Annotated in this window: 13 protein-coding genes; all 13 read left to right on the top strand. The window is 57.0% G+C overall.

Annotated elements, in window-relative coordinates:
- Positions 1 to 17 precede the first annotated feature (17 nt).
- The 13 genes from yihA (at position 18) to ABC336_RS26410 (ending at position 15,869) form a co-directional block, all read left to right on the top strand.
- Positions 18 to 605, top strand: a complete 588-nt coding sequence (gene yihA, locus ABC336_RS26350) for a ribosome biogenesis GTP-binding protein YihA/YsxC (RefSeq protein WP_413241489.1) — start codon at positions 18 to 20, stop codon at positions 603 to 605.
- A 200-nt stretch (positions 606 to 805) separates the two neighbouring features.
- Complete coding sequence (locus tag ABC336_RS26355; protein ID WP_413241490.1) at positions 806 to 1,396, top strand: non-ribosomal peptide synthetase module; 591 nt, start codon at positions 806 to 808, stop codon at positions 1,394 to 1,396.
- Positions 1,397 to 1,736: 340 nt separating this feature from the next.
- Positions 1,737 to 2,135 (top strand): adenosylmethionine decarboxylase, encoded by a 399-nt coding sequence (speD, locus tag ABC336_RS26360; RefSeq protein WP_413241491.1) that lies wholly within the window; start codon positions 1,737 to 1,739, stop codon positions 2,133 to 2,135.
- Positions 2,136 to 2,333: 198 nt separating this feature from the next.
- A complete protein-coding gene (gene hemA / locus ABC336_RS26365; RefSeq protein WP_413241492.1) occupies positions 2,334 to 3,722 on the top strand; it encodes a glutamyl-tRNA reductase in 1,389 nt (462 codons plus the stop codon).
- Between the two features lie 26 nt (positions 3,723 to 3,748).
- Positions 3,749 to 4,570, top strand: a complete 822-nt coding sequence (gene ccsA / locus ABC336_RS26370) for a cytochrome c biogenesis protein CcsA (protein WP_413241493.1) — start codon at positions 3,749 to 3,751, stop codon at positions 4,568 to 4,570.
- Between the two features lie 23 nt (positions 4,571 to 4,593).
- Positions 4,594 to 5,226, top strand: a complete 633-nt coding sequence (locus ABC336_RS26375; protein ID WP_413241494.1) for a precorrin-2 dehydrogenase/sirohydrochlorin ferrochelatase family protein — start codon at positions 4,594 to 4,596, stop codon at positions 5,224 to 5,226.
- Between the two features lie 47 nt (positions 5,227 to 5,273).
- Positions 5,274 to 6,215, top strand: coding sequence for a hydroxymethylbilane synthase (gene hemC / locus ABC336_RS26380; RefSeq protein WP_413241495.1), 942 nt, complete (start codon positions 5,274 to 5,276; stop codon positions 6,213 to 6,215).
- 4 nt (positions 6,216 to 6,219) lie between these two features.
- Positions 6,220 to 7,773 (top strand): uroporphyrinogen-III C-methyltransferase, encoded by a 1,554-nt coding sequence (gene cobA / locus ABC336_RS26385; protein ID WP_413241496.1) that lies wholly within the window; start codon positions 6,220 to 6,222, stop codon positions 7,771 to 7,773.
- Positions 7,774 to 8,026: 253 nt separating this feature from the next.
- A complete protein-coding gene (gene hemB, locus ABC336_RS26390) occupies positions 8,027 to 9,034 on the top strand; it encodes a porphobilinogen synthase (RefSeq protein WP_413241497.1) in 1,008 nt (335 codons plus the stop codon).
- 44 nt (positions 9,035 to 9,078) lie between these two features.
- Positions 9,079 to 10,380: a glutamate-1-semialdehyde 2,1-aminomutase gene (gene hemL / locus ABC336_RS26395; RefSeq protein ID WP_413241498.1), complete on the top strand. Its 1,302-nt coding sequence runs from the start codon at positions 9,079 to 9,081 to the stop codon at positions 10,378 to 10,380.
- 3 nt (positions 10,381 to 10,383) lie between these two features.
- Positions 10,384 to 11,343, top strand: a complete 960-nt coding sequence (locus ABC336_RS26400; RefSeq protein WP_413241499.1) for an RluA family pseudouridine synthase — start codon at positions 10,384 to 10,386, stop codon at positions 11,341 to 11,343.
- 84 nt (positions 11,344 to 11,427) lie between these two features.
- Positions 11,428 to 12,768 carry a LysM peptidoglycan-binding domain-containing protein gene (locus ABC336_RS26405; RefSeq protein ID WP_413241500.1) on the top strand — a complete coding sequence of 447 codons (1,341 nt, stop codon included), beginning with the start codon at positions 11,428 to 11,430 and terminating at the stop codon, positions 12,766 to 12,768.
- Positions 12,769 to 13,202: 434 nt separating this feature from the next.
- Positions 13,203 to 15,869: a valine--tRNA ligase gene (locus tag ABC336_RS26410; protein WP_413241501.1), complete on the top strand. Its 2,667-nt coding sequence runs from the start codon at positions 13,203 to 13,205 to the stop codon at positions 15,867 to 15,869.
- Positions 15,870 to 15,879 lie beyond the last annotated feature (10 nt).

Here is a 15,879-nt window from a genome sequence, read left to right on the forward strand (position 1 = left end):
AAAGCAGGGGAAGTTATATGAAGATTACACAAGCCGAATTCATCATCAGTGCGGTCAAGCCGCACCAGTATCCTGAGGACGCCTTGCCGGAGATTGCTCTGGCAGGGCGTTCCAACGTGGGTAAGTCATCCCTCATCAACAAGCTCATTCTTCGCAAAAACCTGGCCCGCACCAGCTCGCAGCCAGGCAAGACGCAGCAATTGAATTATTACCGGGTAAACGATCAACTCTACTTTGTCGACTTCCCGGGCTACGGTTATGCGAAGGTCTCCAAAACGGAGCGAGCAGCATGGGGCGTCATGATCGAAAATTATCTCCAACAGCGGGAACCCCTTAAGCTGGTACTGCAAATGATCGATCTGCGTCATCCGCCATCCAAAGACGACCAGCAGATGTATGCTTGGCTGAAGCACTTCGGCATCCCGCTCTGCATCGTCACCACCAAAGCGGATAAAATTCCGCGCAGCCGTTGGGATAAGCATCTCAAGGTCGTTCGGGAAACACTGGGGATGAATGCTTCTGAGCCGGTCGTTTTATTTTCGTCGGAAACGGGTAAAGGAAGAGAAGAACTGTGGGAAGTCATCCTGGGGGCAATCGAAGGATAGGTTCGTAAGCCAGCCGATCTTTGGCCGAAAACCGAGGAATCACCCCAAAACGCCGGACTTATCGTGGATTACTCCCGATTATTCTGAAATATGCGGAAATACAGCATCTGCCGGGCAGGCATAATGCTGCGGGATCACGTATAATATAGTTAGGCAGATTGTAATAAACTGTGCAAGTTTAAAGAATTGAGGAGATTTTTATGGCTCAGCGGTTAGCCACAGAATATGTTAAAGGCCGTCTGCAATTGACAAGTGATGAGATGAATCGGTTCATTCGCTTTTTTGGCGATCAGCATGTTAGATTGGGTGTGCGAGTTCTCGAAGGTGGCAACCAGGAGCTGGTGCTGGAGGATGTTGCCGGAGGAGAAGAAGTGCATCTGACCTTTGAACGCCAGAAGGATCTTTACGTTGGTGTGCTTACTTGCCGCTTACTCAAACCCAAATTGACCAACGCGATGCGCAAAGCCGTTTCCATGTTCAAGGGCGATGCGGTCGTACACCGGATTTATCCGACCTATACAATGATCTACCACTATGCGCAGGGCAAGGTAGGGAAGATCATCGAACAGTCGGCAGGCCAATCCCGTCTTATTTTTGAATGGAAAGATACGTTGGGGCAGCTTGAGCGACAGTTCAACAGTCGATTGGTAGAGCAGGAGATCGCAATGGCCCAGAATGCTATCAATGAACTTCTTGATCTGCGTAATCAGAGCTTGTCGACGGCGGAGATTACTTCGATTGATAGCAGATTGGCTGAGCTTACCCGCAAGTTGTTCGTGCTGGAAGCTTAAGGATGTGAACCGCCCAGGAGACAGCAGTTATTGCTGACCGGGCGGTTTTTTGTTATAGAAGAAGGAAGGCACACGATGCCCTTCTGTATCATAGATTGGATACGGGACTCCAGGACCGTGTGAAGGCCCATCATTCTTTTTTTGTTAAATTTTTAAAAAGGTGTTGCAATTCTTCGTGATAGATGTTATTTTTATTCTCGTTGAAATGAATATTAGGAACCAGGATTCACTCAGGACATGGTATGTTGCGAGAGATAACTCCCTCGGGTAGTGAATGACGTAGGTCCTAGCGGATGAAATTTTTTCAAACATTTTATTCCTAGGAAGGGGGAACCGAAAGATGGAATACTCAACTTTCGGAAGACACGTAGCTGTTGATACTTGGGGTGTTGATTTTGATCTCCTGAACAGCTCGGAACTGTTAGAAGCCCACATGGTGGAGGCTGCTGAAGCATGCGGCGCTACCGTACTCTCTGTGCAAGCCCAGCAATTTGAGCCCCAAGGGGCAACGGTATTGGTCATGCTGTCGGAAAGCCATCTGTCCATCCATACGTATCCCGAAAGAGGATTCGCTGCACTCGACTGCTATACCTGTGGCGAAACGGTTGATCCTCAGCTGGCGATTGATTACATGCTGGCTGTACTGAAACCTACATCGACTCATGCCAAGAAGCTGATTCGCGGCCTTGGCGAGCTGCAGGTGGAAGAACCGCAAATGAAGCAAACTGAGCTGGTCTAGGACCTGCTCTAGTCCCAAAGCCATGGAGCTCGCTCCATGGCTATTTTATTGCAAGGTGATCGGACAGGGTATAACTTCTTAGCGTTCGTTTACAATAGGAGATAGAGTATTCATACTTTCTTCATAAATGCGGAAGAATGAGATGTCGAACTATGTTATACTGATCAATAGAAACGAGACAAGGCAGGTGATTGCGCAGTGCACATTGTAGTGGTTGGTCTGAATTATAAGACTTCTCCAGTGGAAGTCAGGGAGAAGTTTACGTTCGCTGAGCGCGATTTGCCAGAAGCGCTGCGTGGGCTTAAGCAGACGAACAGTATTATGGAATGTGTTATTGTGGCGACTTGCAATCGGACGGAGTTGTATGCGGTCGTCGACCGTCATCAATTATGCGGTCACCACATCCGCACGTTCATGGAGCAGTGGTTTGGGCTTCCGCGAGAGCAATTCACCAATCACCTCTACATGTACGAAGATGATCGGGCCATCGAGCACCTGATGCGCGTGACGTGCGGGCTGGATTCGATGGTGATCGGCGAGACGCAGATCCTTGGTCAGGTCCGCGACGCATTTCTGCTGGCGCAGGAGCAGAAGGCTACAGGCACATTGTTCAACATGCTGTTCAAGCAGACGATTACACTGGCGAAGCGTGCCCACTCCGAGACTTCCATCGGGGAAGCTGCGGTATCTGTGAGCTATGCAGCGGTGGAGCTCGGGAAGCGCATCTTCGGCCAGTTTGAGAACAAGACGGTCATGATCATGGGCGCAGGCAAGATGAGCGAGCTGACCGCCAAGCATCTGTATGCCAATGGCGCCGACCAAGTGCTGGTCGTCAACCGGACGTATGACCGCGCCGTGCAGCTCGCGGACAAGTTCAATGGCGTGCCGCTGTCGATGGAGGACGCCGTGCGCCGGCTGCATGAAGCCGATATCGTGATCAGCTCCACAGGTGCTGGCGGTCATGTGCTGTCTCGCGCCCAGGTGGAGACCGCGATGCAGCGTCGGACCTCCCGTCCCTTATTCATGATCGATATTGCTGTCCCGCGTGATCTGGATCCCCGGATTGCGGACGTCTCCGGCGTGTTCCTGTATGATATCGATGATCTTGAAGGGATAGTAGAGAGCAACCTGGAGCAGCGTCGCAGCGAAGCGGCCAAGATCGAGACGATGATCCTGGTCGAGATGGATGCGTTCCGGCAATGGTACAAGACGCTTGGTGTCATCCCGCTGATCCGTTCCCTGCAGACGAAAGCTGCCGCCATCCACGAAGAGACGATGGACAGCCTCGCCAACAAACTGCCCGATCTCGACGAGCGAGAAATGAAGGTCATCCGCAAGCTGACCAAGAGCATCGTCAATCAACTGCTTCAGGATCCGATTCTCCGGGTCAAGGAGATGGCGGGTGAGAAACAAGCCGCCCAGTCGATGGATATGTTCGTCAAGCTATTTGCTCTGGAGGAGCCGCTGGCACTGGCTGCCGCGGCGGAGCGCCAGGCGGAGCTGGAAGCCGAGGCCGAGCTGAAGCTGCTCAAAGCCAAGGCGCAGGGCAATGTCCAAACAGCCGGAATGGCTGCCATCACGCCTTAGGGTCGCAGTCGTCGGGAGGCGCATGGATGGTGTTTAACAACTATTTATATGATATGATGATTTATGTGTATGCCCTGAGCCTACTGTTTTACTTCTCTGACCTTGCCGATGCGAGTCAGAGAGCTAAGCGGATGGGAACAGGGCTGCTTATTTTCGTCTGGGTGATTCAGACGGCGATCCTAGTCTATCAGTTAACCACGCACAGGGACATGTCTACAGTCTCCATGTTTGAATACTTATTTTTATTTTCTTGGCTCTTGATTACAATTTCACTCATGATGAGCCGGTTCTTCCGGGTCGAATATCTCGTTTTTTTTGTAAATGTCATCGGGTTTGTCATACTGGCGATCAATCTCTTCAGTCGGCCAGCCGCTGTAATCGGACTGCAAGCATGGGAGCGGGCGATTGAATTGCTGTACATCCATATCACGCTCATCACCTGTGCCTACGTGGTTCTGACGATCGGTGCGATTTTTGCCGGCATGTATCTGTTTTTGCACGGCAAGCTCAAGGGGCGCAAGTGGTCGCCTGCAATGCGACGTCTGCCGTCGCTTGCGACCATCGAGCGATATGTTTACCGGACCGCGCTGATCGGTACGCCGCTGTTGATCCTCTCGCTGGCAGTTGCTATCGCCTCGATCATTGTCGAAGGGCAGTCAGCGCTTTTGCTCGACTGGAAGGTATTTTCGTCGGTGCTCGGGCTTGGGTTTTATCTGTATTATCTTATTCGCCGCAATATGCTGAAGCATTCAGGAGTAAGTACAGCCCGCTGGAATCTGATCTCCTTTGGGCTGCTGTTGATCAATCTGTTTTTGAATTCGGCCTCTCAGTTTCATAATTGGACATGAGGCAGAGCGAGGAGCTAGTCCGAATGAGCCGATATTATCCCTTGATGGTACAGCTGGAGGGACGGCTATGCGTCGTCGTGGGCGGCGGCACGGTGGCTGAACGTAAAGTGGAAGGGCTGCTGGCGGCCGGAGCTTCGGTAACGGTTATCAGTCCCGCCTTCACAGATGGTCTGACCCGGTTGGCTGAAGGTGGAGAGATAATCGTGAGGAAGAGACTGTACTGCACCGGTGATCTAAGGGGCGCCTGTCTCGTCTATGCCGCTACTGATAATCCCTCCGTCAACCGGCTTGTCCTCGGTGATGCCGAGCAGCTGGGGATATGGGTCAACGCTGCCGATGCTCCGGAAGCCGGTTCGTTCGTCACACCCGCGAGCGTGCGGCGGGGAGATCTGCTGCTGAGCGTAACGGCCTCCGGTGCCAGCCCGCTGCTGGCTTCCCGTATCCGCGAGGAACTGGCGCAGCGGTACGGCCCGGAATATGAACATCTTACAGCCTGGCTGGGCGAGCTTCGCCGCCGCGTTCACCAGTTGGACGAGCCGGCCTCCATCCGACGTGCGATGCTGCAGCGGGCACTAGACATGGATCCATCATGGTGGCAGCCCGTACAGAGTGAGGACAAGTGGCAGCAGCTGTTGGATCGGCTCCGTCCATTATAGTACGAGAGTGGGCATTGCCTCTTATTCAGAAAGGAAGGTACATATACGTGAAGGACCAGAAGAGGAAGATTATCGTCGGCACGAGACAAAGCTCTCTGGCGCTTACCCAGACCGGTCATGTTATCGAGGCGTTGCAGCAGTTGAGTGACGATCACGGATTGGGACTGACGTTTGAGCTGCGCAAGATTGTGACCAAAGGCGATCAGATCGTCGACGTCACCTTGTCCAAGGTGGGGGGCAAAGGTTTGTTCGTCAAGGAAATCGAACAGGCGCTGCTGGACGGCATCATCGATATGGCCGTGCACAGCATGAAAGATATGCCTTATGAATTGCCGGCCGGCCTGCTCAATGGGGCCACGCCGAAGCGCATCGACCCTAGAGACTGTCTGATCACCAGGGAAGGCGTGTCGCTAAGAGAGCTCCCGGCAGGTGCCGTCGTAGGCACCAGCAGTCTGCGCCGCTCGTGTCAGCTCCTGCATGCCCGGCCCGATCTGGAGGTCAAGTGGATCCGCGGCAATATCGATTCGCGCATCCGCAAACTCCACACCGATGGTTTCGATGCGATCGTACTGGCGACAGCCGGTCTTGCGCGGATGGGCTGGACCGACCGGATCACGGAGATCCTGCCCGCCGAGGTGTGTATCCCGGCAGTCGGTCAGGGCGCGCTCGGCATCGAGTGCCGAGAGGCCGATACCGAGGTGCGTGAGCTGCTTAAGCTGTACAACGACCTGGAAACGGACAGAGCAGTCCAGGCCGAGCGCAGCTTCCTTGGGGCGCTGAACGGGGGCTGTCAGGTGCCGATCGGCGCTTATGCGACCGTGACGTCGTCCGGCGGGATCGAGCTGACAGGGATGGTCGGCTCCCCCGACGGCGGGCAGATGCTGCGGCATTCGCTATCTGGTCAGGAGCCGCTGCAGTTGGGTCTCGATGTGGCCAGAGTGCTGCAGAGCAAGGGCGCGGATCGTATCCTGGCCGAAGTGAGGAGCTGAACCAGTGGGGAGTGGAATCGTCTATCTTGTCGGCGCCGGACCCGGCGATCCGAAATTGATTACCGTCCGCGGACTGGAGTGCATCAAGGCTTGCGACGTGGTGGTCTATGACCGCTTGGCCAGCCCCCGTCTGCTCAAGCATCTCAAGCCGGGGGCGGAGAAGGTATACGTGGGCAAACTTCCTGATCGTCATACGATGAAGCAGGAGGAGATCAATCAACTGCTTGTCGACCTGGCTTTGCAGGGCAAGGTAGTCACCCGTTTAAAGGGCGGCGATCCGACGATCTTTGGACGTGTCGGCGAAGAAGCGGGATTGCTCAGAGCGCACGACATCCCTTTCGAGATCGTGCCGGGCATTACTTCGGCGATCGCGGTGCCGGCCTATGCGGGCATCCCGGTTACGCACCGCGACCTGGCCTCCTCGATGTCGGTTATTACCGGACATGAGAGCCCGGACAAGCTGGACCGGTCCATCCATTGGGACAAAGTTACCCTGGCCACCGGCACGCTTGTATTCCTGATGGGAGTGTCGAAGATCGGCTATATCAGCGAGCAGTTGATCCGCCACGGCAAGCCGCCTTCCACTCCCGTGGCGTTGATCCGCTGGGGCACCCGCGTCGAGCAGCAGACATTGGTAGGCACGCTGGAGACGATCGAAGAACAGGTGCGGGCTGCGGATTTCCAGCCGCCGGCCGTCATCGTAGTCGGTGAGGTAGTCAAGCAGCGGGAGCAGCTGATGTGGTACGAGCTCAAGCCGTTGTTTGGCACCCGTGTGCTGGTGACTCGGGCAAGAGCGCAGGCAAGCGGACTGGCGGATCGGATCGAAGAGCTCGGCGGCGAACCGGTCGAGTACCCGGTCATTGAGATTCGCCAGAGTGCCGATCCGGATACGGCGGCCGCCATCCATGAAGCGGTCCGGACCGCAGAATCCTTTGACTGGCTGATCTTCACCAGCAGCAACGGCGTCGATTATTTCTTCCGCTGGCTGCGGGAGATGCGAGTGGATATCCGGCGGTTCCACCGGGCACGGCTGGCGGCCGTGGGCCCGGGGACAGCACGTGCGATTGAAGCGTATGGCTTGATCGCGGACGAACTGCCCCAGACGTATCAGGCGGAAGGCCTATTAGCCGCTCTGCAGGGGCTGCTGCAGCCCGGACAACGCGCATTGCTGCCCCGGGGCAATCTGGCCCGCGGGGTGCTGCCGCAAGAGCTGCGGCAGGCTGGCGTGGAAGCTGTCGACATCCCGGTCTACGAGACGGTGCTGGCACAGAGCAGTGATGACGAAGAGGTACTGAGGCAGCTTCGGGAGAAGGAGATCGATATCGTCACCTTCACCAGCTCTTCCACGGTCACCAACCTGATGCAGCGGCTGCGGCAGCAGGGCGTATCTTCGCCAGCTGCGCTGCTACAGGGAATTGCCGCCGCATGTATCGGCCCGTTGACTGCGGCCACGGCCCGCGAAGCCGGGCTGGAGGTTAGGATCGAGCCGGAGGAGGCGACGGTTGAAGCGCTGCTCTCCGCCATCGCAGCCTATCGTCAGCGTAGTAAGGAGCTTTAATTGGGATATAAGTTTGGCTCGCCGAGTTATAAAGTGTGAATATTAGGTTTTATTATTACTTATAAGGGTATGAAAAGTGCCTAAAGGACGGTATTGTGCTGGAGAAGCGGTAGCGCTCGCCTTTGTCACCGGAATTCATCCCAATAGGGAAAATAATCCAAGAAATCCGGGGACAACAGCGATCGGAAGCACAATCCGGTCCAAAAGGGCCCTATTTCATCACCCGCCTCCCCCAACGAAAGGAGTTGCACCCATGAGTTTTCCAACCGTCAGACATCGCCGCCTGCGCGGCAGCGGCGCCTTGCGCGCCTTGGTAAGAGAAACGGCCCTCACCGTGGACGATCTGATCTACCCGATCTTCGTCACTACCGGAGCAGGAGTGAAAGAAGAGATTCCCTCGATGCCTGGCGTATATCATTATTCGCTGGACATGCTGGCTGAGGAGATCCGTGAAGTGGAAGAGCTGGGCATCAAAGCCATCCTGCTGTTTGGCGTGCCTGACCACAAAGACGCCGAAGGCACGTCGGCTTATGATGCCGGCGGCATCGTCCAGCAGGCGATTCGTCAGGTAAAAGCGCTCGTCCCGGGGTTGATCGTCATCGCCGACACTTGCTTGTGCCAGTTTACCGATCACGGTCATTGCGGAGTAGTGCGGCAAATGGAAGGCGGCGAGGCGTCCGTGGACAATGACGCCTCTCTGGAACTGCTCGTGCGTACCGCCGTATCGCAGGCCGAAGCGGGTGCAGATGTGATCGCCCCCTCCAACATGATGGATGGCTTTGTACAGGCGATCCGCGCCGGTCTCGACGAGGCGGGCTTTGAAGCATTGCCTATCCTCTCCTATTCGGTCAAGTATGCTTCGGCATTTTACGGTCCGTTCCGAGACGCGGCGCACTCCACCCCGCAATTCGGAGACCGCAAGACGTATCAGATGGACCCGGCCAACAGCCGCGAAGCGCTCCGCGAAGCTGAATCAGATGTGCTCGAGGGCGCGGATATGCTCATGGTCAAGCCGGCGCTGGCTTATCTCGATATCATCAGGGAGCTAAAGGTGAATTTTGATCTGCCGGTAGTTGCCTACAACGTCAGTGCCGAATACAGCATGATCAAGGCAGCGGCGGCCAATGGCTGGCTCGACGAAGCGGCGGTCGTCCACGAGACGCTGCTCGGCATGAAACGGGCTGGAGCAGATCTGATCATCACATACTTTGCCAAGGACGTAGCGCTCCGGCAGCGCGGCGGCACGCCCGGGCAAGCTTAAGGAATCCGATCATTTAACTATATCTACAGACAGGTGGGATAGCGATGAGCAACATTCAAGGCGGGCTTTCGGACGCCCGCTCACGTGAAGCATTCGCCAGGGCCAAACAATCGATTCCCGGCGGGGTCAACAGTCCGGTCCGGGCATTCAAATCGGTCGGACTGACCCCCCGATTCATCGAGCGCGGCGCAGGCAGCCGGGTGACGGATATCGACGGCAACAGCTATATTGACTATGTATTGTCCTGGGGCCCCCTGATCATGGGGCATGCCCATCCCGAAGTCGTGGAAGCGATCAAGCGGACCGCCGAGAAGGGGACAAGCTTCGGGGCTCCTACAGAGCTGGAGACGGCGATGGCTGAGCTCGTCACGGAACGCATGCCGTCCGTCGATATCGTACGTATGGTCAATTCCGGCACAGAGGCTACCATGAGTGCCCTCAGACTGGCCCGGGGATATACGAAACGAACCAAAATCATTAAGTTTGAAGGCTCGTATCACGGACATGCCGACAGCCTGCTGATCAAAGCCGGATCTGGAGTCGCCACCCTGGGCCTTCCCGACAGTCCGGGCGTCCCGGAGAGTGTAGCCAGCCATACCTTGACTGTGCCTTATAACGACCTGGATTCGGTCAGACTGGCTTTCGAGCGGTTCGGGGAAGAGATTGCCTGTGTCATTGTCGAGCCGGTCGCCGGCAATATGGGCGTCGTGCCGCCGCTCCCCGGCTTCCTGCAAGGTCTGCGCGAGATGACAGAGCAATATGGCAGCCTGCTGATCTTTGATGAGGTGATGACCGGTTTTCGGGTCCACTACCATAGTGCCCAGGGACTATACGGGATCACACCGGATCTGACATGCATGGGCAAAGTCATCGGCGGCGGCTTGCCGGTCGGGGCTTACGGCGGCAAGCGGGAGATCATGGAGCAGATGGCGCCGGTCGGGCCGATCTACCAAGCGGGGACGCTCTCGGGCAATCCGCTGGCGATGGCCGCTGGGTACACGACGCTCCAGCTGATGACCAAGGAGCGGTACGAAGCCGTTGAACGGCTGGCGGTCAAGCTGCAGCTCGGACTGGAGCGCAATGCGCAGAAGCATGGCATTGCGGCCACGATTAACCGGGTCGGTTCGATGATCTGTCCGTTTTTTACCGATACCCATGTTATCAATTATGAAACGGCCAAAACATCGGATCTGGAACGGTTCAAAGCGTATTTTGCGGGTATGCTGCAAGAGGGGATCAGTATTGCCCCTTCGCAATTTGAAGGGATGTTCCTCTCAGGCGTGCATACAGATGCTGATGTCGAGCAGACGATCGAGGCGCACGATCGTGTGCTGGCCAGGTTGTAGTCGATGATGATGGAGGATTGGCTTATCGCCAGACGAGATGCCAAGCGCAAGGGGGAGTGGCTGGAGATGCCGCTCCCTTTTGCGCTGAGGAGGGAGCCGCCCCGTCATGCACATGATGCGAGGCGGCTGTTGCTCGATGCAAGCGGGCTGCCTGCCAAATGGATCAATCGGCTGTTCTCGATTGGCGGCATTATGACTGCCGAGGGCGTGATCCGGCTGCATGCTTTCCCTGATGTCGATCTGAAGACCCATCCGCTGTACCGGCTGGCCAGCCGTCCCGCTGCAGCCGAGACACCCCAAGTGCTGTACGAAGACGACTATTGTCTCGTCCTGAACAAGCCTGTCGGCATGGCGGTTCATCCTGCGGTGCCCGGCGAGTCGGGAACGCTCGACGAAGCTGCGCTTCGCCATTTGCTGGAGAGCGGCCAGCGGGCCTCCGCTCGCCATGTGCACAGGCTGGATCAGGACACGTCCGGACCGGTGCTGTATGCCAAGAACGATCTGGCCCAATGGCAGCTTGATGAGGCGCTCAGGCGCAAGTCGATGGGAAGAGAGTATCTGGCCGTTGCCAGCGGCCGGCTCAGACAGGAGCGCGGTACCATCGACTGGCCGATCGGACGGGATCGTCATCATGCTTCCCGGCGCAGGGTGACGGCCGGAGGCGAGCCGGCGGTGACGCACTACGAAGTAATCGGGCGCACACGCTCGGCGACACTCGTCAAGCTGCGGCTGGAGACGGGGCGCACCCATCAGATTCGTGTACATATGAGCCATCTCGGTCATCCGCTCCTCGGCGACCGTCTCTATGGCGGCTCAGGAGCGCTGCTCTCCCATCAGGCGCTTCACGGCGAGCGGCTCTGCTTTGATCATCCGTTGACGATGGAAGCCGTGACAGTGGTCTCTGATCGTCCAGAGTGGCTGCTTGACTTATGGTCCGCGCTCGTCGGAGGCCGAAAATCATAGGCATGCGCGTCCTTTCAATCCCATATAGATAGATAGTGATAGTGAATGATGCATAGAGCATACACACTGAAGGGAGGATGTAGCGTGCTGGATCATAATCAAGGCTTGCGGTTTGACGTATACGAGCGCGTTCACTTGTCCGATGAGGCGGCAGCGATCGATGAGCTGGAAGAGATCGAACTGACTCCGCATATCGAGATTGTCGATCAGCAGGAGCAGGTTCTGCTGCGCGGCAATTTGCTGCTGAGCGGCATTTACCGGTCACAAGAGGCCGAGGAGGCACGGCAGCTGGAATATTGGATTCCGGTCGAGATTACATTGCCGATGAACCGGGTGGAGCGTCTGGAGGACTTGGCAGTGGACATCGATAATTTTGACGTCGATCTGTTGTCCAGCCGGACACTGAGCATCACCGGCGTGCTCTCTTTGCGAGGGTTGGTGGCAGAGGAGCAGCCGGCCTATGCGGGGTGGGAGCCGGAACAAGAAGCATTTACTGTCGTTACTCGAGTCGAACAACCAACGGAAGAGGTCGAAACGCCCGGCGACAGCTCCGCTGCCCAGACCCTAGCTCGCGCAGAAGGGCCGTCCCGGCCGTTTGCCCCGCCGGAGAGTCCGCTCCATATCGCGCAGGAGCCTGCTTCCAGTGAGCGGCGACAGCAGCCCGAGGAGCCGCAGGCAGCGCTAGCCCCCAAGGCAGAACCCCCCGTGGCAGAGGAGCCGACCAGGGCGCCGGAGAAGACGGCAGAGCTTCCCCAGGCCGAGCCTGCTGTGAGGCCGGTCACCCAGCCTGCTTCGTTCAACCCGCCGCTCCCGCCAGCCCCGGCTGAACAGCCGGTTGCTCGAACGCCGAGCGCAGAGCTGCATGAACCGCTAGAAGCGACCAAGGTTGAAACGCAGCCATCATCCGCAGGAGGGGAACAGGAGCCTGTATCCTGGGCCGGATTTACGGAGGCGGACGAGCGTGAGAAGCTGGTCCAGGCGGGCGAACCGGAACCTGTTGCTGCGGAGGAAGATCCGTTGGCTGAAGCAACGGTAGAAGAAGCGCCTCCGAAGCCGGAGATGAAGATTGCTTTTGCCGGGAAACGGCCGGAAGCGGACGATTCGGAGCATGTCGGCCTCAAGAGCCTGCTCACGTCCGGCCGCAGAGAAGCGGAAGCGCGTCAGCAGGCGCAGCAAGCCGCAGAAGCAGAGGAGCTGCCGCCGGCCGACGTGCCGTCTGGCGACGAAGTGGAGTGGAAGCGGCTATTCCTCAGCAAGACAGGCGAGGAAACGGAATTCCGCAAGATCCGCATGTGCATCGTTCAGCGCGAGGAGACGCTTGAGGAGATCGCCGAACGTTACCAGCTCGGATCGCGTGAGATCGTACTCTACAATCGGCTGCCAGACCATAGCGTCACGGAAGGACAGGTGCTTCACATCCCCTAAACGCGGGGAGTCGCGCTGGGCAATCTGGCGGCCTGTATTGACTATCCTCCTCAAGAGGGTTATCATAGAAGGTGTGCTTCGTGCACATCCTATTATTACGGATAACAACCTTGAAGGGGAATGTTTGCAGCGAAGCCTTCAGAGAGCGGAACTGTCTGCGCTGTGAGGTTCTGCAGGAAGTAGCTGTGATCCTGTCACCCCGGAGTTGCTTGTACAATGCGCATTTGCCGCCTGCTTGCCAGGCACGGGCATGCCTAATACAGGCCGGTAGCAGCCGTTATATGTTTGAGTGTCGTGACGCCCTTGCGCCGCGAAACAAAGGTGGTACCACGGAAGCTGAAGCCTTTCGTCCTTTGAGGACGAAAGGCTTTTTTGTTTTTCTATCCCAATGATATTGCTAGCCTTGATTTTTTCGACTATTGGAGGGTTCTGGAATGTCTGATGTAAAGGATAATGCAACTTTGGAAATGCCGACCACGTATGATCCGCGGGCAGCGGAGCAAAAATGGTACCCCTACTGGATGGAAGGCAAGTTTTTTGAAGCCGGGAAGCGGCAAGGAGCTAAGACGTATACGATCGTCATTCCGCCGCCCAATGTGACCGGCATGCTGCATATCGGTCATGCGCTCGACTTTACGCTGCAGGACATCCTGGTACGCGTGAAGCGAATGCAGGGGTATGACGCATTGTGGCTGCCGGGCAGTGATCATGCCGGTATTGCGACACAGACCAAAGTCGAGCAAAAGCTCCGTGAGGAAGGGAAATCCCGATACGATCTGGGACGGGAAGCGTTTCTGGAACAGGTCTGGGATTGGAAGGAGCACTATGCCGATACGATCCGTGAGCAGTGGGCCAAGATGGGATTCTCTCTGGATTACTCCAGAGAGCGGTTTACGCTCGATGAGGGGCTCTCGCAGGCGGTGCGGGAAGTGTTCGTGCAGCTGTACAACAAAGGTCTGATCTACCGCGGCAAAAAAATCATCAACTGGGATCCGGCGGCTCGCACAGCCCTCTCCGACATCGAGGTGGAGCACAAAGAGGTGCAGGGCCATCTGTATCATCTTCAATACCCCCTCAAGGAAGGCGGCGGCACCATCACCGTGGCGACGACGCGCCCGGAGACGATGCTCGGCGATACTGCGGTGGCGGTGCATCCCGAGGATGAACGCTATCGTCATCTGATCGGCCAATCCCTGGTGCTGCCGATTATCGGCCGCGAGATTCCGATCATCGCGGACGAGTATGTCGACCGTGAATTCGGCAGCGGCGCGGTGAAGATTACACCTGCACACGACCCCAATGACTTCGAGATGGGGCTGCGCCACGACCTGCCGCAGATTATCGTGATGGACGAATCCGGTATGATGAATGAAGAAGCCGGTCCGTACGCTGGGTTGGACCGCGCGGACTGCCGCAAACGGATCGTCAAGGATCTGCAGGATCAGGGGGTATGCGTCCTGATCGAGGATCACGTCCATCAGGTCGGCCATAGCGAGCGCAGCGGCGCCGTCGTCGAGCCGTATCTGTCGACGCAATGGTTCGTGGACATGAAGCCGCTGGCCGAGCAAGCTATTTCCGCTCAAAAGTCGAGCCGAGGCGTCCGGTTCGTGCCGGAACGCTTCGACAAGGTATACCTGCAGTGGATCGAGAACGTCCGCGACTGGTGCATCTCGCGCCAGCTCTGGTGGGGACACCGCATTCCGGCCTGGTATTGCGGCGAGTGCGGCGAGATTCATGTCGCCCATGAGGCGGTGGAGAAGTGCGGCAAGTGCGGATCGAAGACGCTGACGCAGGATGAGGATGTATTAGATACGTGGTTCAGCTCTGCGCTGTGGCCGTTCTCCACGCTCGGCTGGCCGGAGGCGACCAAGGATATGGAGCGTTATTACCCTACCAGCGTGCTCGTTACAGGGTATGACATCATCTATTTCTGGGTAGCGCGGATGATCTTCACGGCACTCGAGTTCACCGGTACGATCCCGTTCAAGGATGTGCTGATGCACGGACTAGTGCGGGATGCCGACGGCCGCAAGATGTCCAAGTCGCTTGGCAACGGCGTCGACCCGCTGGAGGTCATCGAGAAATACGGTGCCGATGCGATGCGATTTATGATCTCTACCGGCAGCACGCCTGGTCAGGATCTGCGCTTCCGCTGGGAGAAGGTGGAGCAGGCGCGCAACTTTGCCAATAAAATCTGGAACGCCTCGCGTTTTGCACTGATGAACCTGGAGGGTGTGAAGGCGGATGAAATCCGGCTGGATGGCAAGCTGGGCACGGCGGACCGCTGGATCCTCCATCGTCTCAATGAAACGTCCAGGGACATCACCCGTCTGATCGACAGCTACGAGTTCGGCGAAACCGGACGTCTCTTATACAACTTTATCTGGGACGATCTGTGCGACTGGTACATCGAGTTTGCCAAGCTGAGTCTGTACGGGGCGGACGAGGAAGCGAAGCGGGCCACTCAGTCCGTACTCGCTTACGTACTCGACCGGACACAGCGCTTGATCCATCCGTTCATGCCGTTTATAAGCGAGGAAATATGGCAACACTTGCCGCATAAAGGGGATACGATCACCCTGGCGGAGTGGCCGCAATACGATGCTGCGCTGGAATCGCCGGAGTCGGTTAATGAGATGGGACTGCTCATGGAACTGATCCGGGCCGTCCGCAATATCCGGGCTGAGGTCAATGTGCCGATGAGCAAAAAGATCGAGCTGCTGCTCAAGCCTTCAAGCCTTGAAGCCGATGCGATCCTGCGTCGCAATGAGGAATATCTCCGCCGTTTCTGCGGAACGTCCGAGCTCGTGATCGATCAGGCTCAGAGCGCTCCTGACAAGGCGATGACCGCGATCGTGACCGGTGTGGAGCTCTATCTGCCACTTGCTGGCCTGCTGGATATCGAGCAGGAGATCGCCCGTCTGAACAAAGAGATCAGCCACCTGAACCAAGAGGTCGAGCGGGTCGAGAAAAAGCTCGGCAACCCCGGCTTCGTCGCCAAAGCTCCAGCCAAGGTCATCGAAGAAGAACGGGCCAAGATGAACGATTATGCAACTAAACGCGAGAAGGTGCTGGCGAGAATCGCCGAGCTGCGCGGCTAAAGCAGAAAGA

This window comes from Paenibacillus jepli (genome assembly GCF_047238105.1).
In the GTDB taxonomy this organism is placed as follows: domain Bacteria; phylum Bacillota; class Bacilli; order Paenibacillales; family Paenibacillaceae; genus Paenibacillus_D.